Source organism: Pseudomonas sp. XS1P51 (assembly GCF_054897845.1).
Genome location: NZ_CM142707.1, coordinates 634488 through 660003 on the forward strand (window position 1 = coordinate 634488; position 25516 = coordinate 660003).

General features: G+C 62.2%; 21 protein-coding genes. 17 read left to right on the top strand and 4 right to left on the bottom strand.

Annotated elements, in window-relative coordinates:
- Positions 1-53: 53 nt before the first annotated feature.
- On the top strand, positions 54-680 hold the full coding sequence (ycaC, locus tag ACYZUD_RS03045; protein ID WP_150644494.1) for an isochorismate family cysteine hydrolase YcaC: 627 nt from the start codon (positions 54-56) through the stop codon (positions 678-680).
- A gap of 119 nt (positions 681-799) precedes the next feature.
- On the opposite strand, the gene ACYZUD_RS03050 is transcribed toward ycaC, so the two are convergent.
- Entirely contained in the window at positions 800-2233 is a 1434-nt protein-coding gene (locus tag ACYZUD_RS03050) for a mechanosensitive ion channel family protein (RefSeq protein WP_462022542.1), read from the bottom strand.
- Between the two features lie 157 nt (positions 2234-2390).
- Between ACYZUD_RS03050 and ACYZUD_RS03055 the strand changes: the two genes are divergently transcribed.
- Positions 2391-3296, top strand: a complete 906-nt coding sequence (locus tag ACYZUD_RS03055; protein ID WP_462022543.1) for a LysR family transcriptional regulator — start codon at positions 2391-2393, stop codon at positions 3294-3296.
- A 108-nt stretch (positions 3297-3404) separates the two neighbouring features.
- Here ACYZUD_RS03055 and ACYZUD_RS03060 read toward each other — a convergent pair whose 3' ends face one another.
- The 3 genes from ACYZUD_RS03060 to gspG all read right to left on the bottom strand — a co-directional run bounded on the left by ACYZUD_RS03060 (position 3405) and on the right by gspG (position 5632).
- Positions 3405-3845: a hypothetical protein gene (locus ACYZUD_RS03060; protein ID WP_462022544.1), complete on the bottom strand. Its 441-nt coding sequence runs from the start codon at positions 3843-3845 to the stop codon at positions 3405-3407.
- A gap of 150 nt (positions 3846-3995) precedes the next feature.
- A complete protein-coding gene (locus ACYZUD_RS03065; RefSeq protein ID WP_462022545.1) occupies positions 3996-5183 on the bottom strand; it encodes a type II secretion system F family protein in 1188 nt (395 codons plus the stop codon).
- 14 nt (positions 5184-5197) lie between these two features.
- The gene (gspG, locus tag ACYZUD_RS03070) at positions 5198-5632 is read right to left on the bottom strand and encodes a type II secretion system major pseudopilin GspG (RefSeq protein WP_462022546.1); all 435 of its coding nucleotides are present in this window, start codon (positions 5630-5632) and stop codon (positions 5198-5200) included.
- Between the two features lie 194 nt (positions 5633-5826).
- Here gspG and ACYZUD_RS03075 point away from each other — a divergent pair, with 194 nt between their 5' ends.
- The 15 genes from ACYZUD_RS03075 (at position 5827) to ACYZUD_RS03145 (ending at position 25516) form a co-directional block, all read left to right on the top strand.
- On the top strand, positions 5827-6435 hold the full coding sequence (locus tag ACYZUD_RS03075; protein ID WP_462022547.1) for a lytic transglycosylase domain-containing protein: 609 nt from the start codon (positions 5827-5829) through the stop codon (positions 6433-6435).
- Positions 6436-6641: 206 nt separating this feature from the next.
- Positions 6642-12473 carry a manganese-oxidizing multicopper oxidase MnxG gene (gene mnxG, locus ACYZUD_RS03080; protein ID WP_462022548.1) on the top strand — a complete coding sequence of 1944 codons (5832 nt, stop codon included), beginning with the start codon at positions 6642-6644 and terminating at the stop codon, positions 12471-12473.
- A gap of 36 nt (positions 12474-12509) precedes the next feature.
- Positions 12510-14462, top strand: a complete 1953-nt coding sequence (locus tag ACYZUD_RS03085; RefSeq protein WP_462022549.1) for a YncE family protein — start codon at positions 12510-12512, stop codon at positions 14460-14462.
- Between the two features lie 13 nt (positions 14463-14475).
- Positions 14476-15132: an SCO family protein gene (locus tag ACYZUD_RS03090; protein WP_462022550.1), complete on the top strand. Its 657-nt coding sequence runs from the start codon at positions 14476-14478 to the stop codon at positions 15130-15132.
- Entirely contained in the window at positions 15129-15749 is a 621-nt protein-coding gene (locus tag ACYZUD_RS03095) for an SCO family protein (RefSeq protein ID WP_462022551.1), read from the top strand. Before ACYZUD_RS03090 ends, ACYZUD_RS03095 begins: the two co-directional genes overlap by 4 nt.
- Before the next feature lie 9 nt (positions 15750-15758).
- Complete coding sequence (locus tag ACYZUD_RS03100) at positions 15759-17309, top strand: cytochrome c/ABC transporter substrate-binding protein (protein ID WP_462022552.1); 1551 nt, start codon at positions 15759-15761, stop codon at positions 17307-17309.
- Positions 17310-17322: 13 nt separating this feature from the next.
- Complete coding sequence (locus ACYZUD_RS03105) at positions 17323-18276, top strand: peptidylprolyl isomerase (RefSeq protein WP_462022553.1); 954 nt, start codon at positions 17323-17325, stop codon at positions 18274-18276.
- A gap of 221 nt (positions 18277-18497) precedes the next feature.
- On the top strand, positions 18498-19031 hold the full coding sequence (locus ACYZUD_RS03110) for a response regulator (RefSeq protein ID WP_462022554.1): 534 nt from the start codon (positions 18498-18500) through the stop codon (positions 19029-19031).
- 83 nt (positions 19032-19114) lie between these two features.
- Positions 19115-20821 carry a GspE/PulE family protein gene (locus ACYZUD_RS03115; protein ID WP_462022555.1) on the top strand — a complete coding sequence of 569 codons (1707 nt, stop codon included), beginning with the start codon at positions 19115-19117 and terminating at the stop codon, positions 20819-20821.
- Positions 20802-21605, top strand: a complete 804-nt coding sequence (locus tag ACYZUD_RS03120; protein WP_462022556.1) for a hypothetical protein — start codon at positions 20802-20804, stop codon at positions 21603-21605. Before ACYZUD_RS03115 ends, ACYZUD_RS03120 begins: the two co-directional genes overlap by 20 nt.
- 1 nt (position 21606) lies before the next feature.
- A complete protein-coding gene (locus ACYZUD_RS03125) occupies positions 21607-22152 on the top strand; it encodes a PilN domain-containing protein (protein ID WP_462022557.1) in 546 nt (181 codons plus the stop codon).
- A complete protein-coding gene (locus tag ACYZUD_RS03130) occupies positions 22139-22687 on the top strand; it encodes a GspMb/PilO family protein (RefSeq protein ID WP_462022558.1) in 549 nt (182 codons plus the stop codon). The genes ACYZUD_RS03125 and ACYZUD_RS03130 overlap by 14 nt, the downstream gene beginning before the upstream one ends.
- Complete coding sequence (locus tag ACYZUD_RS03135) at positions 22687-23205, top strand: hypothetical protein (protein WP_462022559.1); 519 nt, start codon at positions 22687-22689, stop codon at positions 23203-23205. The genes ACYZUD_RS03130 and ACYZUD_RS03135 overlap by 1 nt, the downstream gene beginning before the upstream one ends.
- The gene (locus ACYZUD_RS03140) at positions 23202-25040 is read left to right on the top strand and encodes a secretin N-terminal domain-containing protein (protein ID WP_462022560.1); all 1839 of its coding nucleotides are present in this window, start codon (positions 23202-23204) and stop codon (positions 25038-25040) included. Before ACYZUD_RS03135 ends, ACYZUD_RS03140 begins: the two co-directional genes overlap by 4 nt.
- 2 nt (positions 25041-25042) lie before the next feature.
- Positions 25043-25516 (top strand): type II secretion system protein, encoded by a 474-nt coding sequence (locus ACYZUD_RS03145; RefSeq protein WP_462022561.1) that lies wholly within the window; start codon positions 25043-25045, stop codon positions 25514-25516.

The following is a 25516-nucleotide window of genomic DNA, read 5'->3' on the forward strand; positions in this document are numbered from 1 at the left end:
CCGACCCCGCCTGTCGGCGCCTTGCGTAATACCCATCCATCGAGGAGTTTCACATGAGCAACGTTCCGTACAAACGCCTGAACAAAGACGATGCCGTTGTGCTGTTGGTCGACCACCAGACCGGTCTGATCTCGCTGGTTCAGGATTTCTCGCCGAACGAATTCAAGAACAACGTGTTGGCCCTGGGCGACGTGGCCAAGTTCTTCAAACTGCCGACCATTCTCACCACCAGTTTCGAAAACGGCCCTAACGGCCCGATGGTGCCTGAGCTCAAAGAGCAGTTCCCGGACGCGCCGTACATCCCGCGCCCAGGCCAGATCAACGCCTGGGACAACGAAGATTTCGTCAAGGCGGTAAAAGCCACCGGCCGCAAACAACTGATCATCGCCGGTGTGGTGACTGACGTTTGCGTGACCTTCCCGACGCTGTCGGCGCTGGCTGAAGGGTTTGAAGTGTTTGTGGTGACCGACGCCTCGGGCACTTTCAACGAGACCGTTCAGCAAGCGGCCTGGGCGCGCATGGCGGCGGCCGGTGCTCAGCTGGTCAACTGGTTCTCCGTGGCCTGCGAGTTGCAGGGCGACTGGCGCAACGACATGGAAGGCCTGGCGAACCTGCTGTCGCCGCGCATTCCGAACTATCGCAACCTGATGAACAGCTATTCGGTGCTGACGGCGAAGTAATGCTTCGACCTGTAGGAGCGAGCTTGCTCGCGATGGCCTCCAGGACACCGCGTTTATCCAGGTAACACGCGTTATCGTTAACGACCATCGCAAGCAAGCTTGCTCCTACAGGGTTCGCGTTATGCCTGACGTTTTTGTAGCCACCCCAAAAAACCTCCCTTCTTGATCGACTCCGGTTTGGCCATCAACGCCAACCGACTGTTCTGTTGCCGCACCGCCTGCAACTTGTTCAACGCCTGACCCACTTCGACACGTTGCTCCATGCAACTGCGGGTCAGGGATTTGTCGATACGGTAGATGATGCACGAGGTCAACGTGGTGAACGTCGCCTGTGACGGTGTATCGGCGAGGATGCTTTGCTCGCCCATGACCTCGCTCGGCCCCATGCGACCCGCTTCAGTCTGCCCGGCGCCATCGGGTACGGTCGCGCTGACCACTCCGGTGGCGATGACCATCAGGCTGTCCGGCACTTCACCCGATTCCAGCACCACCTGACCGGCCGCGTACTGCTGCGCAACCATGGACCGGGCCATTTGATCGCGTTCATCTTCGCTCAGGGAGCGGAAGACTTTCACTTCATCCAGCAATGCCCGTGCGCGTGTCGACGGTTCAATCACCCCATCGAGCTGCCGGGAAATACCCGCCGCTTCCAGGTGCCGATGCGCCAGGTCGAACAGCTGATTGCGCACGTCGCTTTTTTTGCCCAGCTCGGCGATGAACCCACTGGCCACGTATTCGGACATGCTTTCGCCGGCCTCCTTGAGCACGGCTTTCGGTGGCGGACTCAGCAGCAAACTGCTGCTGCCCTGAAGCGTGCGATCCAGCGCATCCAGCACCCGGCGCGGACGAATGTGGTTGGGCACCTGAATGCTGATTGACACGCCGTGCATGTTGTTCGGCCGACTCAGGTTGACGATCTTTGCCTTGGCCGCCACCGAGTTCGGCACCACCGCGGTACTGCCGGCGCTGGTCAGCAGGTGGGTGGCGCGCCAGTCGATGTCGAGCACTTTGCCTTCGACACCATCAATCACGATCCAGTCGTCCACCTGATACGGTTTGGTGGTGTTGAGCACGATCCCGGAAAACACATCGCTCAAGGTGCTCTGCAACGCCAGACCCACGACGATTGCCACGACGCCGGACGTCGCCAGCAACCCTTTCACCGGCAGTTCCAGCACGTAACCGGCCGCCGCGACGATGGCGATCAGAAACACCAGCGCGCCAATGACATCCTGCAACAATCGCCCGCTGTGACCGATGCGGCGCATCAGCACCAAGCCGACGACTTCGGTGAACACACGCGCGGTGTACAGCCACCAGAGAATCCCCAGCGCCGTGGCGCCCAACTGCGCCACGCGGTCCTCGGCAAACAGCGGTGCCTGTAGCGGGCTGACACCGGCGTTGATGACGAGCGCGCTGAACATCAGGAACAGCGTCAGGCGCACACCGATCCGTGTGACGCGATGCTTGAACGGCGCCAGATGCCAGAGCACGGTGTCGATCACCAGCAGCAGGGCACTCCAGGACAGCAGATGAGCGAGGAGGAAGGACATGGAAAACTCCGGCATGGATGAGGTCGTTTATTGCAGACAGGAGGTCAGGTTGCTGTCCGGGTTTCAGGCCTCAGCAACACCGTGGACACAGATTAATAGGGTGTATTGAAGCGAAAAAGCCGCTATAAAACGTTTAACTGTCAACCAGGTTGTGACAATGAACCCGTTCGAAGATATGCGTATTTTTTGCCAGGTCATGGACTCCGGCAGCTTCACCGCGGCGGCCGATCAATTGGGCCTGTCCAAGCAGTTCGTCAGCCGTCGCTTGATGCAACTGGAAGAGCGTCTCGGTGTGCGTTTGCTCAACCGCTCGACCCGGCGGCTGGACGTCACGCCATTGGGGCAGAGCTATTACGAGTCGGCCTTGCGCCTGCTCGGCGAAGTCGAGCAGGTGGAGCAGGGCATCGCCGGCCAGACCACCGAGCCGCGGGGCACCATTCGCGTCAGTGCACCGTTGTCGTTTGCACTGGCGCATCTGGGTTGCCTGCTGCCGTTGTTCTTGCAGCGGTATCGTGACGTTACGGTGGAAGTGGACTTGAGCGATCGACCGGTGGATTTACTCGGCGAGGGTTACGACCTGGCGTTGCGCATCGGCATTCTGGAAGATTCCACGCTGATCGCCCGCCGTATTGCTTCCATCCAGCGCGTCTACTGCGCCAGTCCGGCTTACCTGGCCGAGCGCGGCACGCCGCTCAAACCCGACGACTTGCACGCGCATGACTGTCTGCCTTACGGCCATGGTCGTCAGGTGCAGTGGCGTTTCGAAGGTCCGGGCAAGCCGCTGACCGTCAACGTCACCGGGCGGATGCGGGTCAATAACGGGGAATTGCTCAAGGACGCGGCGATTGCCGGGATGGGGATTACGTATCTGCCGACGTTCATTGTCGGTTCGGCGCTGAAGGATGGGCGGCTGGTGCCGGTGCTGGAGGATTTTCGGCCTGAGCCGCTGACGTTATCGGCGGTGTATCCGCAGCATCGCCAGAGTTCGCGACCGGTGCAGGCGTTGATCGAGTTTTTGCGCGAGAGGCTGGATCAGACTGACGGTTCACGCGATTCCTTGTAGGAGCGAGCTTGTTCGCGATGGCGACGTGTCATTCACATTGATCTCGTCTGACACTCCGCTATCGCGAGCAAGCTTGCTCCTACAGGGGGTTGAGGGCATCAGCGGTGGTCAGGACCTTTTGTCATCGCCCGGTTCGCCACCGACATGCACGCCATGGTCATCACCGATTTCGCCGGAACGATGGACACCGTGGTCATCACCGATTTCACCCGAGCGATGAACCCCATGATCGTCACCCGGTTCGGCGTGAGTGCCGCTGCGTCCGGAGGAGGCTGTGTTCCCGGAATGTCCCGAGCCATGGTCGCTGCCGCTGTGACCGCTACTGCTGTTGCCACCACTGCCGTTTCCACCGTGACTACCGCCATTGCCACCGCCACCGCTTCCACCACCGCTTCCACCACTGCCGCCGCCACCGCCGGATCCACCGCCACTCCCACCATCCTTGGCCTGTGCGCTCGACACACCGGACAGGCTGTCCGGAATCAATACGGTAGACGCCGACAGAACTGCGCCAATGGCTACGGCAAGTAAAAGCTTGTTGATGTGCATGTCGTTCTCCGTCTTCTTATTCAGGTTGGAACGTTGATGAACAATGCAACGTGCTGCTTCATTCAGTCGGTAAACACGCCAACCTGCCGATTTATTCAGTGGTCACGTCGATGAACATTGCAACGTACGGCTCGACCCTGTTCCAAAGGGTCAGTGAATGCTCGAAGCCAGTTCGAAAATCGGGATGTACATCAGGATCACGATCACCCCGATCAGCAGGCCGATGAAGGTCATCAGCAACGGTTCGAACAAGCGCACGAACCATTCGATCCAGCGGCTGATTTCCTCATCGTAGAAATCAGCGCTGCGCTCCATCATTTGCCCGAGGTTGCCGGACTGCTCGCCAGCACGTAGCAAGCGCAGGGACACCGGGGTCACCAGATGATTGAGTTCCAGCGCGGCCGACAGCGACTGCCCCTCGCGCACCCGTTCGCAGGCCTGGTCCAGCCGCACGCGGGAGGCGACGGTGAGCAGGCCGCGGACCATGCCCATGGCGGTGACGAGAGGGATGCCGCCTTGCAGCAGAATCCCCAGCGAGCGGTAGAACCGCGCCAGTTCATACATGAAGATGCGTTGATGGACCGCCGGGAGTTTTTCAATCACCCGGTCCACGCCCCGGCGAAAAGCTGGTTGGCGCTGAAGGAAGACGAGGGCGACGACGATCGCTGCCAATGCACCGAAGAATTCACCCTGATGGGCATGCAGGAACATCCCGCTGCTCATCAAAACCTGCGACAGCCACGGCAGGTTCGAGCCCAGCCCTTCAAACACCAGGCTGAAGCGCGGCACCACATAGCCCATCAGAAACAGCACCACGCCACCGCCGACCACCAGCAACAGCAACGGATAGATCGACGCGCTGACGATCTTCTGTCGAACCTCATCCATGCGCTGGCGGTAGCTGACATACCGGCCCAGGGCATCACCCACCGCGCCGGTTTTTTCACTGGATTGCACCAGCGCCACGTAGAGCGGCGGGAACACGGCGGACAATTGCCCGAGTGCCTGGGAGAACGACTTGCCTTCATAAAGCAGGCGCACCAGTTCGCTCAAGGTTTTACGCGCCTGGGGCGCGTTCTCTTTTTCCGCCAGGCTTTCCAGCGCATCGATCAGCGGCAGGCCGGCATTGAGCAACGTGGTCAGTTCCTGGCTGAACAACACCAGGTTGAACGTCTCGCGCTTGTGCAAACGCAACGCCCGCCAGTGCCGCTCGGCGTGCAGGCTGACCACCCGCAAGCCCTGGTCCTCGACGATGCGCCGGGCTTCGCTGTGGCTGGGGGCCTCGACGGACATCGAGACCACGCCGGCCTTGCCGACGGCCTTGAGATGAAAGCGCATGGTCGACTCTCCCGTCATTGCCAACTGGTGACTTCGGCGTTTTCGCCTTCGCCGCCGGGCTGGCCGTCCTTGCCCATGGACAGCAGGTCGTACTCGCCGTTTTCGCCGGGGTAGCGATAAGTGTAGTTACGGCCCCACGGATCCTGCGGCAGTTTTTTCTGCAAGTAAGGGCCGGTCCAGCGGGTCTCATCGCTGGGCGCGGTGACCAGCGCCTGCAACCCCTGTTCGGTCGACGGGTAGTGACCGACCTCCAGACGGTACAAATCCAGTGCCTTGCCCAGGCCTTCTATTTGCGCCTTGGCCACCTTCACTTCGGAGCGGCCCAGTTGGGCGAAATACTTCGGCGCGACGATGCCGGCCAACAGCCCCAGCACCACCAGCACCACCAACAGTTCGAGCAGGGTGAACCCGCTTTGCGTACGCGGGGCACAACACAGACGCTGATTCATGATGACCTCACACAGTCGGCAGAAGGGTCGCCACGAAGGCTTATGCAATTGCCATGCTCACCCCCGGACATCCTTCTGCAACCCCTGAATTACGGGCCTTCGCGCATCCGGCACAGTGCTTGCGTATGGCTGGTTTACTACCGGCCATTGGGGCATTAGCCCCATTTTTCGGGGCCGGTCAGGGGAGGCGAAAAATGAAAACACTCACCACAGGACTGCTCGGCTGGCTACTGCTGACCGGCGTCGCCGAGGCCGATGTGTTCGTTTCCGTGGACACCAAGGGCAGCTACGTCCTGTCCAATGTCCACCGTCCCGGCCGCACCTATGAACGGGTGATTCACGAGCCAGAATCAGCCCAGGTCAGCATCGATCAGCAACCGCAGATGATTGCCCGCCAGCCCTATGCCGAGCTGGTGTCGGCCGCCGCCACGGCCAATGAATTGCCGGCGGCGCTGTTGCATGCGGTGATCCAGGCCGAGTCCGCCTACGACTCCGGCGCACGGTCACCCAAGGGGGCGGGAGGGTTGATGCAATTGATGCCTGACACCGCCCGAGAGATGGGGGTGACCAACGTCTACGACCCCAAGGCCAACATCCAGGGCGGGGCCAAATATCTCAAGCGTTTGATGACCCTGTTCGACAACGACATCGCCCTCGCCGTGGCCGCCTACAACGCCGGGCCGCAAGCGGTGCTCAGCCGTGGCGGGGTGATTCCACCGTTCGCCGAAACCCAGCGTTATGTGCCCAGCGTGTTGCGCCAATACCGACGCTTGCAGGGGCTGGCCGTGGATGCGCCGTTGTGATCGGCAGCAGTGGGGCAGGTTTCCCCAACAGTGGGGCAAAAAGGCCCGCCCCGGAAAGTGGGGAATGGGTGGGGAATATCCCCGGAGTTATCAAGTCGTTTAAGTAAATGATTGAAAAACAAATACATTATTTATGGCATGCGGATTGCTCAAAGGGATTTGTCGAGAATTATTCTCTGTGAGCACCCACAGCGAGGCCCGTGATCATGACCGGCATACACGCTCAGTCCTTTTTCAAGTTCCTGCTGCTAGTGGCGTCGATGTTTGGCATCGAGCTGGCCGAGGCTGCCTTGCGTTGCGAACGCAACCTGGTGGCCAACGTCGTGGCACTGGATCAGCCGCTGATGTTCAACCGCCTCGGCGCGCAGAACGTCAATGGCATGATGTTCGCCTTGCGGCGTGATGTGGTCGACGACCATGACCGGTCCCTGGCCCTGGGCGGAGCGGCGGTGCCGGGCAAAGTGTCGCTGCGGCCCGACAAGCGTCCGCGGCCGCTGGTACTGCGTGTCGCCGCCGGTGATTGCCTGACCATCAACCTGCAGAACCTGCTGGCTTACCAGGCGAATCCTGGCAGTCACGAGAGTGGGGAGGAAGAAGAGGGTGAGATTGAGGGGGAAGTCGAAATCGGCAACGCGGACGACTTCAAGGTCGATGAGCAGGTTACCGACCGCCACGTCGGCTTCCAGGTCAACGGCATGCAAGCGGTCAACAGTATCGACGACATTGCTTCGTATACCGGACGAAATGCCAATACCTTGATTGCCCCAGGTGCCACCCGTTCCTACACCTTGTACGGCGAGCGCGAAGGCGCGTTTGCCGCCAGCAGCCGTGGTGCGACCTTCGGCGGTGAAGGGGATGCGGGTAACGTGGCCAACGGGCTGTTCGGCCAGGTGGTGGTGGTGCCCAAGGGCGGCCGCACCTATCGCAATACGGTGACCGAAGAAGAAATGCGCCTGGCCAGTGTCGGTCGCACCCCGGCCGGTCAGCCGATCGTCGACTATCAGGCGCGCTACCCGCAACGCGAGCCATGGATCCGTGAAGGCAAGGCCGGCACGCCGATCATCAGCATGGTCGATGGCAATGAAATCATTTCCAGCGAGAGCGACGCAATCGTCATGGGCAGCAACGCCGACGGCAGCTTCCCGCCGTCGACCTATCCGCTGGAAGCCATCGGCAAACGCAACCCGGCGATCCCCAATCGACTGGAGCCGTTCCGCGATTTCGCGTCCCAGTTCCAGGATGAAACCGCTGCGACCCAGGCATTCCCCGCCTATTGGGCGGACCCGGTGATGGCCCACGTGCTGGAGCCGACCCGCGACTCGTTCATGATCAACTACGGCTCCGGCGGCATGGGTGCCGAAGTGGTGGCCAACCGTTTGGGCGTCGGGCCGATGCACGATTGCCTGTCCTGCGCCTATGAAGAATTCTTCCTCAGTTCCCACACTGTCGGCGACGTTGCGATGCTGGTGGACGTGCCGGCCAACGCCGGCCTGGAAGGCATTCTGCCGGGTCAGGTACCGAGCGCCGATCAGGTCGGGGTCAAGGCGACCATGGCGCTGTACCCGTCCGAGCCGTCGAACGTCAACCACAGCTACATCGGTGACTTCGTCAAATTCCGCAACACCCACAACGGCCACGAGCAGCACATTTTCCACCTGCACGGGCATCAGTGGCTGTTCAACCCCAACGACGACAACTCCGACTATGTGGACGCCCAGGGCATTGGCCCGGGTGCCGGCTACACCTATGAAATCGCCAACGGCGGTTCGGGCAACCGCAACCGCGTAGCCGGCGATGCGATCTACCACTGCCACTTCTACCCGCACTTTGCCCAAGGCATGTGGAGCATGTGGCGGGTTCACGATGTGTTTGAAGAAGGCACTAAGCTTGAGGTGTCCCAGCAGGGTGACGACGGTTTCCACAGCGAACCTTATGCACTGCGCAGCGGTAAACCGGCTGCGGGCGCACGGGCCTTGCCCGATGGCGAGATCATTGCCGGTACACCGATTCCAGCCGTCGTTCCGCTGCCGGGCAAAGCCATGGCGCCGATGCCGGGCAAGGTCGCGGTCGTGCCGAAAATCGGCGAGACCCTGGTCGCCGGTAGTGATGACGACGATGAAGATGGCGATGACGACGGTGAACACCATGGCAGTAACGGCGGTGCTCAGGCCATCGGTTCCCTGGCCCTGGTGGATCGCAGCGAAGCCAACCGCAATGCCGACGGCAGCCTGAAAAACCCGGGCTATCCATTCTGGATCGGCGGCATGGAAAGTTCGGTCGGCCAACGTCCGCCGACTCCTCCGCTGGACATGCTTGACGCCACCACGGCCCAGGCCTTGAAAACCAGCGGCAACGCCTTGTGGGCCAACCTTGACCCGGCTCAATCCGGTGGCTGGGACGGCGGTTTGGGGCGTCATTCCCTGGACGGTTTCTCCTCCGGTGGCCAGGCGCACACCGTTACCACGTCGCTGGATTTCTCCAAGGAAGTGACGCGCGCCAAACCGCTTTACCTGCCGGAAGAGGGCACTGAAGTCGAACAGGCGGCCATGGCCTTCCACGCCAAAAAGGACCACCCAAGCTTTGCCGTGCTGCCGGGTAATCAAGTGGTGGCGCGCAATTTCCGCACCAACGGCGCATTGCCAATGGCCGGCGCCCCGTTTTACGAACCGTGCATGGATGACCGGCAAAAACGCCTGAGCAGTAGTGCAGGCACCGGCGAGTTTGCCAGTGGCGAACGGCTCGACGGCATGTCGTTCACCGGTTCCTCGGCCTTCACCGCCGACCGCCCGCGCATCTATAAAGCCGCGAACATCCAGTTCGACGCGGTGTACAACAAGGTCGGCTACCACTTCCCGCAAGCGCGCATCCTCGCCCTGTGGGAAGACGCCTGGCCAGTGATCACCAAGCAGCGTCCGCCAGAGCCTTTGGTAATGCGCATGAACACCTTCGACTGTGTGCAGTACCAGCAAACCAACCTGGTACCGGCCATCTATGAGATGGACGACTATCAGGTGCGCACACCGACTGATGTGATCGGCCAGCACATTCACCTGCCGAAATGGGATCTGACGGCGGCCGACGGTTCGGCCAACGGCTGGAACTACGAAGACGGCGTGCTTTCCCCTGGTGCGGTGCAAGAGCGCATCCACGCCATCCGTGAGTTCAACCAATGCGAAGGCACCGATCCGCGTGACGGAACGCCGGCCTGCCCGAAAGCCAAGACTCACCCGTTCTTCGGTCAATACGGTCGGGCCGACTGGGTCGGGGCGCGTACGGCGATGCAGCGCTGGTTTGTCGATCCGGTGGTGAACGCCAAAGGTGTCGATCGTGGCCTGGGGACCATTTTCACCCACGACCACCTCGGCCCATCGACCCACCAACAGATTGGTCTGTATGCCACCGTGCTGGCCGAGCCGGCCGGTTCCACCTGGTTCCACGCCGAAACCGGCGAGCCGTTGTACAGCGGCGCGCGGCAGGACGGCGGGCCGACTTCGTGGCAGGCGGTGGTGTCCACCGGTGACCTGGACGGTGACGGCAAGAACGACAGCTTCCGTGAGTTCTTCCTTGAGTACAGCGATTTCCAGCATGCCTATGAAGCCGGTGTGTACGTCGGCGCCGGCCCCAATGGCGTGCCCAATCCACAAGCCTTCCCGGCCACCGCGGACAGCTTCCGCTACGCGATCAACCCGCCGGTGCGCAATAACGCCAGTACCCTGCTCGAAGGGGTCGTCGAAGTTCAGGGCGGACAGGTTCCCGGTTGCCCAAGCCGGCCATGCCCGCAAGCGATCTCGGTGGATGATCCGGGCATGTTCGTGGTCAATTACCGCAACGAACCGCTGGCCCTGCGGGTGTACGACCCGAACAAGGTCGGCCCGGACGGCAAGCGCGGCATGCAGGCTGACGGCCTCGGCGGCGACCTGGCCTATGCCATGCAAAGCCGTACCGACCGCGCCATCCCGGCGATGAACCTGGCACCGAACCTGGTCACCGCAGCGACGGGCCCAACTGGCGGCACCACGTTGTTTCCACCGCACATCAACCGTGGCGGCGCGGAGCCGGGTGACCCGTTCACCCCGATGCTGCGCACCTACACCGGTGACAACGTGCGGCTGCGGGTGCATGCCGGTGGTCACGAAGAAGAGCACAACGTGACCCTGCACGGCGTGAAGTGGCTGCAAAGCGGTTCCGGCTTCGGCAACAGCTCCAACTCCGGCTGGCGTGCGTCGCAGATGATCGGGATCTCCGAGCAGATGGGCTTCATTGCGCCCGTCTCGATGATGTCCAGCTCGGCGGCGACCACGGGTGATTACCTGTACTCGATGGACGCTTCGCTGGAAGGTTACTGGAGCGGGATCTGGGGGGTGATGCGCAACTACACCGCCCAGCGCAGCGATCTGTTCGCGCTGCCGAACAACCCGAAACCGGCCGGTATGCGCAACACCGTGGCGTTTGAAGGCACCTGCCCACGAATCGGCGCCAACCCCAATGGCATCGGCACCCGGCCAACCGTGCAGCGCAACTATGAAGTGGTCGCGGCACTGGCCAACGACATCCTCGGCAATCCGTTGAACCTGTCCATCGGTGATTCGGCGGGGCTCGGGCAACATGTCGGCGGGCTGTTGAATCCGGCGGGCGGCACCCTGGTGTTCAACTCGCGGACCGTGAGCATTCCGCAGGTCACTGTGACCGATCCTGAAGATGGCGAAACCTTCACCATCGGCGGGCAAAGCGGGCCGCTGCATGACCCGACGGCGATCCTGTACGTGCGCAAGGGTGACCTCGATCCAATCACCGGCAAGCTCAAACCCGGTGTGCCTGTCGAACCGCTGGTACTTCGCGCGGCGGCTGGTGATTGCATCAACATCACCCTGGAAAACCGTCTGCCCATGGTTATGCCGGACCTGACTCAGACGGCGGTGATGCAAGGCATGGTCAAGCGTGATCGCAACAGCGGCCTGGGCGCGACCACCTTCAGCAATAACCTGATGCGGCCGTCCAGTCACGTTGGCCTGCACGCGCAACTGTTGGCGTATGACATCACTAAATCCGACGGCGCCAACGTCGGCGCCAACCCGATCCAGACCGTGCCACCGCGGGTGGGTAACGTCGGTGCATACCCGACGCGTACCTATCAGTACTACGCCGGGCACCTGGAGCGTGAAGGCAAGCCGATCACGCAACTGGGTCGCAGTGTCGACAACATCAACGCCACGGCGGTGGAGTTCGGCGGGCTGAATTTCACCCCGGCGGACGTCATCAAACAGCCGCAAAAAGGCCTGGGTGGTGCAATGAGCATCCTGCCGATCGGCGCGACCTGGGTTGACGATGCGCGCAAAGTGACAGCGACGGTCACCGCCCCGGGGCAGACCCCCTACCGTGACTTCGCGATGGTCTGGCAGAAAGCCCTGAACATCCGCTGGGCCAACGGCCGGCCAGTAGAAGGCATTGCCGCGGAAGGTCTGGGCGTGCCGACCGATCCACAGGACAACTCGAGCATGGCCATCAACTACAAGGCCGAGCCGCTGTGGTTCCGCTTCGGTCTGGCGCCGGATGCGCCGTTCGGTCACGCCGACGGCCATGGTTACGGTGACGTGCCCAACGCGTACATGGCTTACAGCAATGCGCTGGTGGGGGGCGATCCGCAGACGCCGGTGCTGTATGTGAAACCGGGTCAACCGTTCCGCACCCACATCATGATGCCCACCGGCGGCAGCCGCGGCACGACCTTCCAGCTTGATGGTCACGTCTGGTCGGTCAATCCGTTCCAGTCGGAGAAGAGCGATACCGGTGGTTATCCGATGAGTACACCCGGGGTGGGTTCGGTGCGGTTCGGCTACAACCCGATGTCGATGTACATCGGCGCCCACGAAAGCATCCTGCCGGCGGCGCACTTCAGCTTCATGCACCCTAGCGCCGGGGGCAGCAACGCCATACCGGGCGACTACCTGTTCCGCGATTACGGCGCCTACGGCAACACCGCCGGGCTGTGGGGATTGCTGCGGGTGACCAATGAACCTGAACCGGCTCCGGCACCTTGAGCCATAGCAGACACAGATCTGAAGGGGAGATGCATTATGAACAGGACCATCAAAGTGGCCAGTTGTGCGCTGGTTGTCGGGGTGGCGCTGATCTGGCTGGGGGTATGGCGCACGACGCCGCCGGACATGCTCAGCGAGGTGGCGCTGCCCAACACCTGGAGCAACAACACGCTGGTGCGTGACGGGGTGTCGGTGGCGCTGGAGGTGCGGCCGTTGGCCGAGGACGGCGTACTGCGCGAAGGTGAGTTTGCCGACGTGCGCTTCCGGGTCAATGACAGCGCCTCGGGCCAGCCCTTGTCGGGCGTCAATCCCGGCGCCTGGCTGGACCCGGAAGCCGTTGCCGCCGACCAGGCCCAGGGTCGCGAACGCAGTTGCAAGTCACGGGTCGGGGTGTTTCTCAAATCGAGTATCGGTGCGCGGCCGCTGCTCGATCTGAACAGCTACTTCCTGTTGGTGATGAATCGTGATGCCAGCGTCTCGGTGGTCGATCCATCGGTGTCCGTCGGCGGCATCACCAGCACCATGGCCCGGATCGACATCAAGCAACCCCCGATGGACTGGGTGACACCCAAGGACAACAAGCGGGTGTTCGTTTCGATGCCGACCGCCGGGGAAGTGGCGGTGATCGACAGCGAAAAGTTCAAGTTGATCGACTCGGTGGCCGCCGGCAGCAACCCGGTGCGGGTGGTGTTGCAACCGGACGAGCGTTTGCTGTGGGTCGGCAACAATGCGAAGGCGGCTGCGGAGTCCGGGGTCACGGTGATCGACGCCCGCAGCCTCAAGCCTCTCAAACACCTGGCCACGGGGGCCGGGCATCACGAAATCGCCTTCAGCAAGGACAGCCGTTACGCCTTCGTCACCAACCGCGACGACGGCACGGTGAGCATCATCGACATCGCCAGCCTGACCATCAGCAAGCAACTCAAGACCGGTTCGCACCCGCTGTCGGTGGCGTACTCTTCGCTCTCCCAGGCGGTGTATGTGGCCGATGGCAAGGACGGTACGGTGACGGTGGTCGATAGCGCCAGCCTGGCGGTGCGCCGGGTGATCAAGGTGAAGCAGGGCCTCGGCCCGATGGGCTTCAGCGCTGACGGTCGCTTCGGCATCGTCCTCAATACCCTGGAGAACCAGGCCTCGGTGATCGACGCGGCCACCGATGCGTTGATCCATGACCTGAACGTGTCTGCCGAACCTTATCAAGTGGTCTTCACCAAAGCCTACGCCTACGTGCGTGGACTGGCCTCGGCCAAGGTCACGATGATCAACCTGTCGTCGCTGGGTGAGGGCCGCACGCCGATCAGCCAGGGTTTCGAAGCCGGGCCCCAGGCACCACGGCTGGCCGGTGATTTGCCGCTGGCCTCGAGCCTGGCGGTGTCGCGGGACGACAACGCGGTCTTTGTAGTCAACCCGGTGGACAACACCACTTACTTCTACGCTGAAGGCATGAATGCGCCGATGTCCGGTTACCCCAATCGCGGGCAAGTGGCGCGCGCGGCGATGGTCATCGACCGCAGCCTGCGCGAAGTCGAGCCGGGGCTGTACAGCGCGCGGATCAAACTGCCGCCGGCCGGGCGTTTTGACGTGGCGTTCCTGCTCAATCAGCCGAACATCATCCATTGCTTCACGGCATTGGTTGAGCCCGACAAAAATCTGAACCCACACCTGGGCATGCCGAAGGTGGAGTTCATGCTCGACAAGTCCACGGCCGCCCTCGGCAGTCCTTACGTGGTGCGCTTTCGCATCGTCGAGGGCAAGCAGAAAGCGCAGCGCAGTGGGGTCAAGGACGTTCAGGTGCGCTACTTCCGCGCCCCGACTTCCCGGGCTCAGGCCGTCGCCGCACTGGAAGTCGGCAACGGGGTTTATGAAGCCCCGGTGACCCTCGACCAGAACGGTGCCTGGTACCTGCACGTGCGTGCCGCATCCCTCGGCGCGAGTTTCGACGACAAGACTTTTGCCAGCGTCCGGGTCATCCCCGGCGATGCCCACTGAAGAGGAAATCGACATGAACCGATTCGTACACCGTGGACTGCTGATGTTCTACCTGTTGGCTGTCGGTATCGGCCAGGCCCTGGCGCACTCGGCGGATGAACACGCCGGGCACGACATGCCGGCCAAGAGCGCCAGTTCGGAGAGCGCCCAGGTCAAGTTCGCCGACGTGGCGCTGGTGGACCAGAACGGTAAACCGGTACGCCTGGAAAAAGACCTGGTGACCGACAAGATCGTGGTCATGAGTTTCATCTACACCAGTTGCACCACGGTGTGCCCGGTGGTGTCGTCGATCATGGGCAAGGTGCAGAAACAGCTTGGGGCGCGGGTCGGCACCGAGGTGCAACTGGTGTCGATCAGCATCGACCCCCAGCGCGATGACGCTAAACGCCTGAATGACTATGCCCGCAACTTCCAGAACGGGCCGGGCTGGAGCTGGCTCACTGGCAGCTCGCAGTCGATCAAGGACACCCTCAAGGGCCTCGGCACGTTCAGCGGTGACTTCAAAAGTCATCAGCCGCTGATCCTGGTGGGGGACGGCAACAGCCGTCACTGGACCCGCTATTACGGCTTCACCGACCCGACCGTGCTGACCCGTGAAGTAGAGAAACTCAGCGGCCAGCGCAATGTCCACGCCAAGCACACTGCCATTGCCATGGAGCATCAGCCATGAAAGCCCTCGCTTTGATCTTCCTGACAATGTGCTTTTGTATTATCAGTTTTATGGCGTTTTCCCACGAAGGGCACGAAGAGCCCGCGCCTACGGTGGCGGCCGCCCAGCCCGCCACAGGAACGCGCGATGCGAAAACCTGGTTCACCGACACGCCGTTGCAAGACCAGAACGGCCAGACGCTGCGCTTCTACAGCGATGCGCTGCAAAACCGCATCGTGCTGCTGAACGTGATTTTCACCAGTTGCAACGATGCCTGCCCACTGATCACCCGCAAGCTCAAGGAGGTTCGCGAAGTGTTGGGCGACAAGGCCGACGGCATCACCTTTATCTCCCTTACCAGTGATCCGCTGCGGGACACCCCGGCGGTGCTCAAGGCTTACACCTTGAAACAGGGCGTCGATGGGCCCCACTGGCTTTTTCTCACGGGTGACAAGGCGCAGATGGACCTTGTGCTGAGCCGCATCGGCCAGATCGTGCCGACCCCCGAACAGCATTCCACCCAGTTGATCGTCGGTGACGTGGCCAACAAACGCTGGAGCAAAATTCGCCCCGATGCCCCGGCCGCCGCCATTGCCCAGCGTTTGCAGTTGCTGACAATGCCCGTGGTCGGTCGTTGAGCCCGCGCCATGAAAACCTTACTCGTCCTCGGCCTGCTACTCGTTGGCGGCATCAGCCTTGCCGCCCACGCGTTGCCCCTGAGCCCCAGCGAAAGTGCCGGTAAACGGCTGTATCGCGAGGGCGTGTCCGGGAGCGGTGAGCCGATCATGGCCCGGGTCGGCGCGGCGGGGATGTTGCTGCCGGCCACCAGCCTGCCGTGCGCCAACTGCCACGGCGACGATGGCCTGGGACGGCCCGAAGGCGGGGTTCGACCGCCGAATCTGAGCTGGTCGCGGCTGACCAGCACTTACGGCCAGCAACAAATCAATGGCCGCAATTATCCGGCGTACACCGAAGGCACTTTGGCGCGGGCCATCCAGGAAGGGCGTGATCCCGGCAACAATCGGCTGGACACGGCGATGCCGCGATTTGTCCTGTCGATGAATGATCAGCGCAACCTCACGGCCTACCTCAAGCGTCTGGCCGATGACCGCGACCCCGGCCTGACCCCGGACAGTCTGCACCTGGGCACCTTGTTGCCGAGCCATGGGCTGTTGAGCGAGGAGGGCGCTACCGTGGCGGCGGTGCTCAAGGGCAGCGTGGTGCGGATCAACGAGGCGGGCGGGATTCATGGCCGGCAGTTGCGCCTGACGATTCTCGATCCGGGGCCCGACCGCGCCAGTGCCGAACGGGCGCTGGACCGGTTGATCGGGCAGGAACAAGTGTTCGCCCTGATCGCGCCGCTGGCACCGGCGCTGGGCTCGGACCTGGCCGCGCGCCTGGAGCGGGCCGGTATTGCGCTGATCGGGCCGCTGTCGTTGTTGGGGCCGGCCCAGGCCAGTCGGCAGATTTTCGAGCCGCTGCCGGGGTTGCGCGAGCAACTGATCGCCTTGGCCGACTACGCCACCGACAGCTTGCGGGTGCTTCAGGGGCCGACGCTGATCACCTATCCGGATGAGCCGAGCCAACGGCTGGCGGCACAGAACCTCGGCCAGTACTTGCAGGATCACGCCTGGCAGCAGGTGCGTCTGCAAGCCTACGACTCGGCGCAAGACGAGCTGCCGCTGGGCTCGCGGTCGGTGTTTTACCTGGGCAGCGGCGGCGGGTTCAGTCGCCTCGCCGAGCGCTTGCAGACGGCAGGGCAGGTGCCTTACCTGTTTGCCACGTCGAGTCAGGTGGGGGGTGACCTGTTGCAGGTGCCCAGCGGGTTTTCCCGGCGAGTGTTTCTGGCTTATCCGTTCGTGCCCAGTGACTGGACGCTGGCCGGGCGCCTGGCCTTGACCCAATTGCGCGAGCATCAGGGGCTCGGCGGTCAGCACGCGGTGCTGCAAGTCGGCGCGTTCAGTTCGATGCTGCTGCTCAGCGAAGGCATGAAGCAGGCCGGGCGGGACGCCAGTCGCGAGAAACTGATCAGTGCCCTGGAAGGCCTGCATGATTTTGAAACCGGGCTGACCCCGCTGATCAGCTTCGGTCCGGGCCGTCGCCTGGGCTTGAGTGGCGCGCATATCGTCACCGTGGAACTGCCTGACCAGCGTTTTTATCTGGTCGCCCCCTACAAACCCATTGCCGCTACCCCCTGACGCGAGGCCGATCATGAAGCTCAACACTCTGCTGATTCTGCTGACGATGTGGATCCCCGTGGCGTTTTGCAGCAATGGCCCGGTCGCCGCGCGGGTCAACGGCGAGGAAATTTCCGAATTTCGCCTGGAGCGCTACTTCGCCGAATACCTGGAAGATCAGGGGCGCGCCGTGGGCAACATTCGTAATCCCAAGGCGTACAAGCAACTGCGCCAGGCCGCCCTCGACGCGTTGATCGACCGGGAGTTGCTGTGGCAGGAAGCCGTCAAGCGCGGGGTGGTGATCAGCGATGCCGAGGTGCAAGACCAGGTCGCTCAGACCCGGCAGGCCATCGGCGGTGCCGAGAAGTTCGCCCGGCGCCTGGAAGACGCCGGTTTCGACGACGCCGGTTTTATCGAGTACACCCGCCGTGAACTCGCCGCCCGGCAGGTGTTCGCCGACCTGACCAAGGTCGCCGGGCCGGACGAAAAACAGGTCCGCGCCTTCTACGAAGAGCATCGCGCCGAGATGAGCCGGCCCGAGGAAGTCCAGGCCCGGCATATCCTGATCAAAGTGCCTAAGGATGCAGACGCTTCCACAGTCGAAGCCGCGCGACTACGCTTAGAGGAGATGCGTGTGAAAATCAGCCAGGGTGAAGACTTTGCCAGCGTTGCCCGGGCCGGCTCCGAAGATGCATCCGCCAGCGAAGGCGGGAATCTGGGGTCCTTTCCTCGCGGGCGCATGATGCCTGAGTTCGAAGCGGCAGCCTTTGCCCTGGCGCCGGGGGCTGTCAGTGCACCGGTACGCACGCCTTTTGGCTGGCATTTGATCTACGTACAGAACCACTTGGAGGCGGCCGATGTCTCAGAGCAGCAGGGGCTTGAAATGGTCCGGGCTTACCTTGCCCGACAGCAACAGGCCCAGGCTCGTCTACAGGTTCTGGCACAGCTGCGGGCAAGCAACCGGATCGAACGGATTGACGATGATTGAAGGTTCCCCCCCAATAATGGGGGAAAGCTTCAGGGTTCATCCGTGTGCTTCCCCGCCTTTGGGGGACGGGGTGCCTGGACGAAAAGGCTTTTCCATAAAAATCAAACACATGCAGTGGTGAAAAAACCGGCGCTCAGCCTGGCATGAAGTGTGCGTTAGCCTCAGTAAGGCGCGCACTCCCAGGGTTGAAACATCGGACCTGCGGTTTCAAGGAGTCCACCTTGTTAAACAAAGTACTGGTTGTCGAAGACGAACAGCTCCTTGCCGAAAACCTCAAGGATTACCTTCAGGCCCAAGCGCTGGACGTCCGGATTGCACATGACGGTGTGACGGGTATCGGTGAAGCCGAACAGTTTGCACCTGATGTGATGGTGTTCGATTACCGCTTGCCCGATATGGAAGGCTTTGAGGTGCTCGATGCTGTCCGCCAGAACAGGAAGTGTCATTTTGTACTGATCACAGGGCACCCGACCGCTGAAGTCTGTGAGCGGGCCCGGCAACTTGGAGTCAGTCATATCCTGTTCAAACCGTTTCCATTGGCGGAATTGGCCCGGGCAGTCTGCGACCTTCTGGGGATAGAGCGCGAACCCAAAGCAGGCATGAGCGCTTCCGAAGGTTTTGTCGAACGACGCCAGAGCAGGACCGAGAGTTTCCCGCTGCAGTTGTACGACGGCAGTTGGGTGCTGGCAGATCGTCGACGAAGTACATCGACTTCCAAGGCACCAGACGACGAACAATTGCTCACCGGGGAGTAGTGGCGCGACAAGACGTTCCGGCACCGCCGTAATTGCTCGCCGCGTCGACAGGGCTTTAAGCCCCCGGCGTTGGAGAGCATGCCATGGACCGTCTATCCCTTGCCGTCGAACCGGCGTTGTTGGACTGTGTACCGTCACGTTTTTCCAGTGAGCAACTGGCCCAGGCACGGTCCCGGGCCGCCAGTTCCGGCGAACGGATCCTGGAAGCCCTCGGGGTGTTGTGCGAACTGGCCCCCATGCCCTTCATCCAGTGCCTCGGCGCTACCCTGCATTATCCGGTGCTCGACACCGACAACCTGTTCCAGGCCACCCCGGTATTCGATCGGGTCACGCTGGCCCAATGCCTCAAGCGCGAATTCATCCTGCTGCGCCACGACGATGCGGTCATCGGTGTGTTTGCCGACCCCTTCGATGCCTCGCGCCTGGCCTGGATCGATGATTGCCTGCACGGCGCGCCGCTGTACCTGGTGCATGCCGATGACCTGAAAGCCTATCTGGCGCGCCACGAAGAGAGCTTCCACGCGGTGGAGTCGCTTAACGCCCAGGCCGACGCCAATGTCGAAATCGATACCCTGCAAAGCCTGTCCCTGACCAGCATCAGCGAAGACGCCAGTGTCGTCGTCAAACTGGTCAACTCGACCCTGTACGACGCGCTGAAAATGCACGCCAGCGATATCCATTTGGGCACCACCGGCAGCGGCCTGGTGATCAAGTACCGGATCGACGGCGTACTGAACAACATCAGCAAGATCCAGGGCAGCGAGTTCGCCGAGCAGGTGATCTCCCGGGTCAAAGTCATGGCCGAACTGGACATCGGCGAAAAACGCGTGCCCCAGGACGGTCGCTTCAAGATCGGCATCAGCGGCCGGCAGATCGACTTCCGGGTGTCGATCATGCCGAGCATTTTCGGTGAAGACGCGGTGCTGCGGGTGCTCGACAAACAGGACCTGGCGGACAAGGTCTGCGGCGTGCAATTGCAAGCCCTGGGCTTCGAAGACGAAACCCTGCGCCAGCTCCGCAGACTGGCCGCCGAACCCTACGGCATGGTGCTGGTGACCGGCCCCACCGGCAGCGGCAAAACCACCACGCTGTACGCGATGATCACCGAGATCAACCACGGCGTGGACAAGATCATCACCATCGAAGACCCGGTGGAATACCAACTGCCGGGCGTGCTGCAAATTCCCGTCAACGAAAAGAAAGGCCTGACCTTTGCCCGTGGCTTGCGCTCGATCCTGCGTCATGACCCGGACAAGATCATGGTCGGTGAAATCCGTGACCCCGACACCGCACAGATCGCCGTGCAATCGGCGCTTACCGGTCACCTGGTGTTCACCACCATCCACGCCAACAACGTGTTCGACGTGATCGGCCGGTTCACCCAGATGGAAATCGACCCTTACAGCCTCGTCTCCGCCCTCAATGCCGTGCTGGCCCAGCGCTTGATCCGCCTGGTCTGCGCCAGTTGCAGCGCGCCGAGCAACCCGACTGACGAAGAACTGCGCGATTCGGGACTCGATCCGCAAAAGGTCGATCACTACCGCTTCGTCCACGGCAAAGGCTGCGGTCATTGCCGAGGCACCGGTTACCGAGGGCGGACCGCGATTGCCGAGCTGCTGCACCTGGACGACGAACTGCGGCAGATGATCGTCGAGCGCCAACCCATTTCGAAAATCAAGGCACACGCTTGCAAACGTGGCTTGCGCCTGCTGCGCGAGTCGGCCCTGGAACTGGTGCAGGAAGGGCGTACCACGCTCGAGGAGATCAATCGTGTCACTTTTGTCTCGTGATCGTTTTGTCGCCGTGCTCGGTGCCAGTGGTGTCGGCCTGGGCCAGCGCCGTGGCAGCGAAACCCTGTGGCTGGGCAGCGTCGGTTTTATCGACGAAGGCTTCCATGCCTGGGCCGTGGCCCTGGACACCCTCGACCATTTGCTGGCCGAACACACCCGTCCCGGTGTCGAATTGAGCGTGGTGATTTCCGGGCACTTCAGCCGGTTTTGCCTGGTGCCCTGGAGCGAGCAGATCAGCAGCCCCGACGAACTGCTCGGGTTTGCCCAGCTGTGTTTCGAAGACCTCTACGGCGTACCGACGCAACCCTGGAGCCTGGTGCTCTCGGCCGAGCCGGCAGGCTACGACCGGATCGCCACCGCGCTGCCGCAAGACTTGCTGGCGCGCCTGCGCAGCCTGGTCAGCGGCCGTGGCCTGCGCTTGCGGTCGGTGCAACCGTACTTGATGGCCGCCTTCAATCACTTCGATAAAAGCCTCGACGCCGGCGACTTCCTGTTTGTCGTCGCCGAGCCGGTGCGCAGTGTGTTGCTGCTGGCGCGGGAAGGGCGCTGGACGTCGGTACGTTCGGTGGGCACCAGCGACAGCGATGCCGCACTGACCGCGCTGATCGGCCGCGAAAGCCAACTGCAGGCCTCCACCAGCGAACGGCCACTGAGCGTTTACCTGCATGCGCCAGCGCGTCTCGATGCACAGCCTGACGTACCCGGTGTGCAGTTGCGCACCCTCGAAGAGGACCGGACAGCCGTACGCGATGGTTTGTACGTCATGTCCCGGGCGGTGGCCTGACATGCGCGCCCTGATGCTCGACTTCCAGCCGCGCCGCCGCTCGGGCCCATTGGGCTGGAGCCTGCTGGCCGGTGGCGTGGTGCTGACGCTGGGCTGCTTCTTCGTTCAGCAGCACCTCAGTGAACAGGCTGCGCAACAGCAGGGCCACCTGCAACACGCCCAGCGTGAACTCACCGGCGACACCGGGACCAAGGTCGGCCTGACCCCGGCAGAAACCCGCGAGCAGGCACAGAACCTGGCCGAAATGCGCAAGGTGTCCCAGCAACTGCGTCGGCCATGGGAACGCCTGTTCGCCATGCTCGAAGCCATGCCGCGCGAGAACATTGCCTTGCTGACCCTGACCCCGGACGCCCGCAAAGGCCAGGTACGGATCAGCGCCGAGGCGAAGGACCTGGAAGCCATGCTCGACTTCCACCGCAGCCTCGAAGCCAGCGACGAGCTGTCCGATGTGTCGCTGCTCAGCCACGAAATCGTCGCCAACGTGCCGGAACACCCGGTGCAATTCAACTTGTCGGCTACCTGGGAGATTGGCGATGCAAATCCCTAGATTGATCGTCCACGAATACCTGCAAGGCCTGGGCATGCCCGGTCTGGCAGGGCTGGCGATGGTGCTGCTGGCGCTGGTGTATGGCCTGGCGGGCCTGATGCCGGACTGGCAGTCGCTGCAACAGCTCAGCCAGCAGACCCGCGAAGCCGGCGAGTACCTGGCCAGGGTTGAAGACGGCAGTGTCGCCGCGCCGGTGGTGCCGCAACGTCAGCTCGACGATTTCCGCAGCAAGTTGCCGTCCCAACCTCAGGCCACCGTGGCCATCGACAAGATCTACGCGCTGGCCGCCCAGGAACACATCACCCTGGCCCGTGGCGAATACTCCCTGGGCATCGACCCCAAGACGCACCTGGCCCGTTATCAGATTCTGCTGCCGGTACGCGGCAGCTACCCGCAACTGCGGCGCTTCCTGCATGCCTTGCTTGGCCAGTTGCCGGCGGTGGTGGTGGAGGACGTGGAGTTCCAGCGTAAAAAGATCGCCGACACCGACCTGACCGGACGGATCCGCATGACCCTTTATCTGTCGAGGTCATGATGAATACCAAACGCGTAGTGGGTTGGGTGGGGTTCTTCGGCGTGGCTGCGGCGCTGACCTGGTTGCCCGATTACTTCATGCCGTCGCAGGAGGACGATGCGTCCGTCGCCGCCGTGACCACCCCGACCAAAAGCAAAACCCGAGGTGCGCTGCAGTCCGCGCCCGCCGCTGGCAAACCGACGGTGGTCAAGGACCTGAGCCCGGCGGGCGACCTGTTCGCTGCCCGCAGCTGGAAGGCTGCGCCCAAGCTCGCCGCCGTCATCGAACAACCCGTCAACGCGACCCCGGTGGTGCAAGCCCCCACTGCACCGCCGATGCCCTTCCAGTTCATCGGCAGGCTGGATGACCGTTCCGACCTGCAAGTGTTTTTGCAGAACGGCGAAAAAATATACGTCGTGCGCAAAGGGGATGTGATCGACGAAACCTGGCGGATCGAGGGCATTTCCGATGTGGAACTGAGCTTTGTCTACCTGCCTCTGCATTTGTCCCAGACCTTGTCTGTGGGGAGCACGCAATGAACAGATTCCGTTTGCTGATGGGCCTCGTCTGCCTTTGTGCAGGGCTGGCCGCGTGCAGTTCCGCGCGGGTCGCCAACGAGGAAGCGTCCGAGCTGATGGAGCAGGGACAATACGAAGCCGGCCTGGCGCGTATCGAGGAGGGATTGCGCGACAACCCTCGCGATACCGAACTGCACATGGCCCTCAATACCGCCCGCGCCAAGGCGATTACGGCACTGTTGACCGAAGCTGACACCGATCGTGCGCGCCGCAACTTTGCCGCGGCACGGATGAGTTACAGCCGGGTGCTCACCATCGAACCGAACAACCGCCGCGCCCAGGACGCCATGCGTCAGCTCGACTACCTGCGAAGCATGGATGACAAGCTCGAACTGGCCCGTGGCGACCTGCGTCGCGGCGACATCTACGGCGCCGACCGCCAGGTGAAACAGATCCTCGAACTGGATCCGAAGAATGAAGGTGCCCTGGAACTGCAAAGCAACATCCGTCTGGTCCAGAGCCGCAACGTGATCCCGTATCCACAGCTGCGCACCCGCCTGGACCGGCCGGTGACCCTGGAGTTTCGCGACGCCAACCTGAAAACCATTTTCGAAGTGCTGTCCCAGGTTGCCGGGTTGAACTTCATCTTCGACAAGGACCTGCGCCCGGACATGAAAGCCACCATCTTCGTGCGTGACGTGCGCATCGAAGACGCCGTGGAACTGCTGCTGCAACAGAACCAGCTGCACCAGAAAGTGGTGAACGAAAACACCTTGCTGATCTACCCGGACTCACCGCAGAAGCTCAAGGATTATCAAGAGCTGGTGATGCGCACCTTTTACCTGACCAGCATCGATGCCAACACCGCGCTGAACATGATCAAAACCATGCTCAAGACCCGCGACGTGTTTGTCGATGAACGCCTCAACACCCTGACCATGCGTGACACCGAAGACGCCATCCGCATGGCGGAAAAACTCATGCAGTCGCAAGACCAGTCCAACCCGGAAGTGGTGCTGGAAGTGGAGGTGATGGAAGTCGCCACCCAGCGGATTCTCGACCTCGGCCTGCAATGGCCGAACACCTTCGGCGTGGTCAACAGCGACGGTTCCCCGGTGTCGCTGCTCAACCAGCTCAAAGGCATCGACTCCAGCCGGATCACCATCAACCCATCGCCCCAGCTCAAGATCAACGCCCAGGACAACGATATCAACACCCTGGCCAGCCCGGTGATTCGCGTCAGCAACCGCGAACAGGCGCGCATCCACATTGGTCAGCGGGTACCGATCATCAGCGCCACTTCTGTGCCGTCGACCCAGGGCCCGGTGATCACCGAAAGCGTCACTTACCTGGACGTCGGCCTGAAGCTGGAAGTGCAGCCGACCGTGCACCTGAACAACGAAGTGGCGATCAAGATCGCACTGGAAGTCAGTAACGCCACGCCGCTGGAGCCGACCCGTCAGGGCACTATTCCGGTTCAGGTCGACACCCGTAACGCCCAGACCACCTTGCGTTTGCATGACGGCGAAACCCAGATCCTGGCCGGCCTGATGCGCAACGACCATGGCGCTACCGGCAACAAAATCCCTGGCCTTGGCGACATTCCCGGGCTGGGCCGGTTGTTCGGCAGCAACAAGGACAATGTCAGCAAATCGGAACTGGTGCTGTCGATCACGCCACGGATCGTGCGCAACCTGCCTTACCAGAGCCCGTCGGACATGGAGTTCCCCACCGGCACCGAAACCAGCATGCACATCCAGGCGCCGGACCGGCGGATGGAAGCGCCGATCCAGAACGAGCACATCGATCGGCCGGTTGCTTCCACCACCACCCAAGTCGTTATCGGGAAGCCTTGATCATGAACGCCTCCCAGCGCGGTTTTACCCTGATCGAAGTCGTGGTGACGATGGCCCTGATCGGCCTGCTGGCCGGCATGGCCGCGCCGCTGACCGAGACCGTGGTGCGCCGGGGCAAAGAGCAGGAACTGCGCACCGCGCTGTACCAGATTCGCGATGCCATCGATGCCTACAAACGCGCGTTCGACGCCGGTTACATCGAGAAGTCGCTGAACAGCAGCGGCTATCCGCCGAACCTGAAAGTGCTGGTCGAAGGCGTGCGCGATGTGCGCAGCGCCAAGGGGGCCAAGTTCTATTTTCTGCGGCGCGTGCCCCATGACCCGCTGGCACCGGTCAAGCGTGACGACGAAGGCGGCTGGGGCTTGCGCTCCTATGACAGCACGGCTCAAAACCCGCGGGAGGGCGAAGACGTCTTTGACGTTTATTCCCAGGTCCGGGGCAAGGGCCTCAACGGCATCGCCTACCGGGAGTGGTGA

What these genes read in the sequence shown, in the direction of transcription:
- ycaC (WP_150644494.1), top strand. Translation starts at nt 54, where the DNA reads ATGAGCAACGTTCCGTACAAACGCCTGAACAAAGACGATGCCGTTGTG.
- ACYZUD_RS03050 (WP_462022542.1), bottom strand. Translation starts at nt 2,233, where the DNA reads ATGTCCTTCCTCCTCGCTCATCTGCTGTCCTGGAGTGCCCTGCTGCTG.
- ACYZUD_RS03055 (WP_462022543.1), top strand. Translation starts at nt 2,391, where the DNA reads ATGAACCCGTTCGAAGATATGCGTATTTTTTGCCAGGTCATGGACTCC.
- ACYZUD_RS03060 (WP_462022544.1), bottom strand. Translation starts at nt 3,845, where the DNA reads ATGCACATCAACAAGCTTTTACTTGCCGTAGCCATTGGCGCAGTTCTG.
- ACYZUD_RS03065 (WP_462022545.1), bottom strand. Translation starts at nt 5,183, where the DNA reads ATGCGCTTTCATCTCAAGGCCGTCGGCAAGGCCGGCGTGGTCTCGATG.
- gspG (WP_462022546.1), bottom strand. Translation starts at nt 5,632, where the DNA reads ATGAATCAGCGTCTGTGTTGTGCCCCGCGTACGCAAAGCGGGTTCACC.
- ACYZUD_RS03075 (WP_462022547.1), top strand. Translation starts at nt 5,827, where the DNA reads ATGAAAACACTCACCACAGGACTGCTCGGCTGGCTACTGCTGACCGGC.
- mnxG (WP_462022548.1), top strand. Translation starts at nt 6,642, where the DNA reads ATGACCGGCATACACGCTCAGTCCTTTTTCAAGTTCCTGCTGCTAGTG.
- ACYZUD_RS03085 (WP_462022549.1), top strand. Translation starts at nt 12,510, where the DNA reads ATGAACAGGACCATCAAAGTGGCCAGTTGTGCGCTGGTTGTCGGGGTG.
- ACYZUD_RS03090 (WP_462022550.1), top strand. Translation starts at nt 14,476, where the DNA reads ATGAACCGATTCGTACACCGTGGACTGCTGATGTTCTACCTGTTGGCT.
- ACYZUD_RS03095 (WP_462022551.1), top strand. Translation starts at nt 15,129, where the DNA reads ATGAAAGCCCTCGCTTTGATCTTCCTGACAATGTGCTTTTGTATTATC.
- ACYZUD_RS03100 (WP_462022552.1), top strand. Translation starts at nt 15,759, where the DNA reads ATGAAAACCTTACTCGTCCTCGGCCTGCTACTCGTTGGCGGCATCAGC.
- ACYZUD_RS03105 (WP_462022553.1), top strand. Translation starts at nt 17,323, where the DNA reads ATGAAGCTCAACACTCTGCTGATTCTGCTGACGATGTGGATCCCCGTG.
- ACYZUD_RS03115 (WP_462022555.1), top strand. Translation starts at nt 19,115, where the DNA reads ATGGACCGTCTATCCCTTGCCGTCGAACCGGCGTTGTTGGACTGTGTA.
- ACYZUD_RS03125 (WP_462022557.1), top strand. Translation starts at nt 21,607, where the DNA reads ATGCGCGCCCTGATGCTCGACTTCCAGCCGCGCCGCCGCTCGGGCCCA.
- ACYZUD_RS03130 (WP_462022558.1), top strand. Translation starts at nt 22,139, where the DNA reads ATGCAAATCCCTAGATTGATCGTCCACGAATACCTGCAAGGCCTGGGC.
- ACYZUD_RS03135 (WP_462022559.1), top strand. Translation starts at nt 22,687, where the DNA reads ATGAATACCAAACGCGTAGTGGGTTGGGTGGGGTTCTTCGGCGTGGCT.
- ACYZUD_RS03140 (WP_462022560.1), top strand. Translation starts at nt 23,202, where the DNA reads ATGAACAGATTCCGTTTGCTGATGGGCCTCGTCTGCCTTTGTGCAGGG.
- ACYZUD_RS03145 (WP_462022561.1), top strand. Translation starts at nt 25,043, where the DNA reads ATGAACGCCTCCCAGCGCGGTTTTACCCTGATCGAAGTCGTGGTGACG.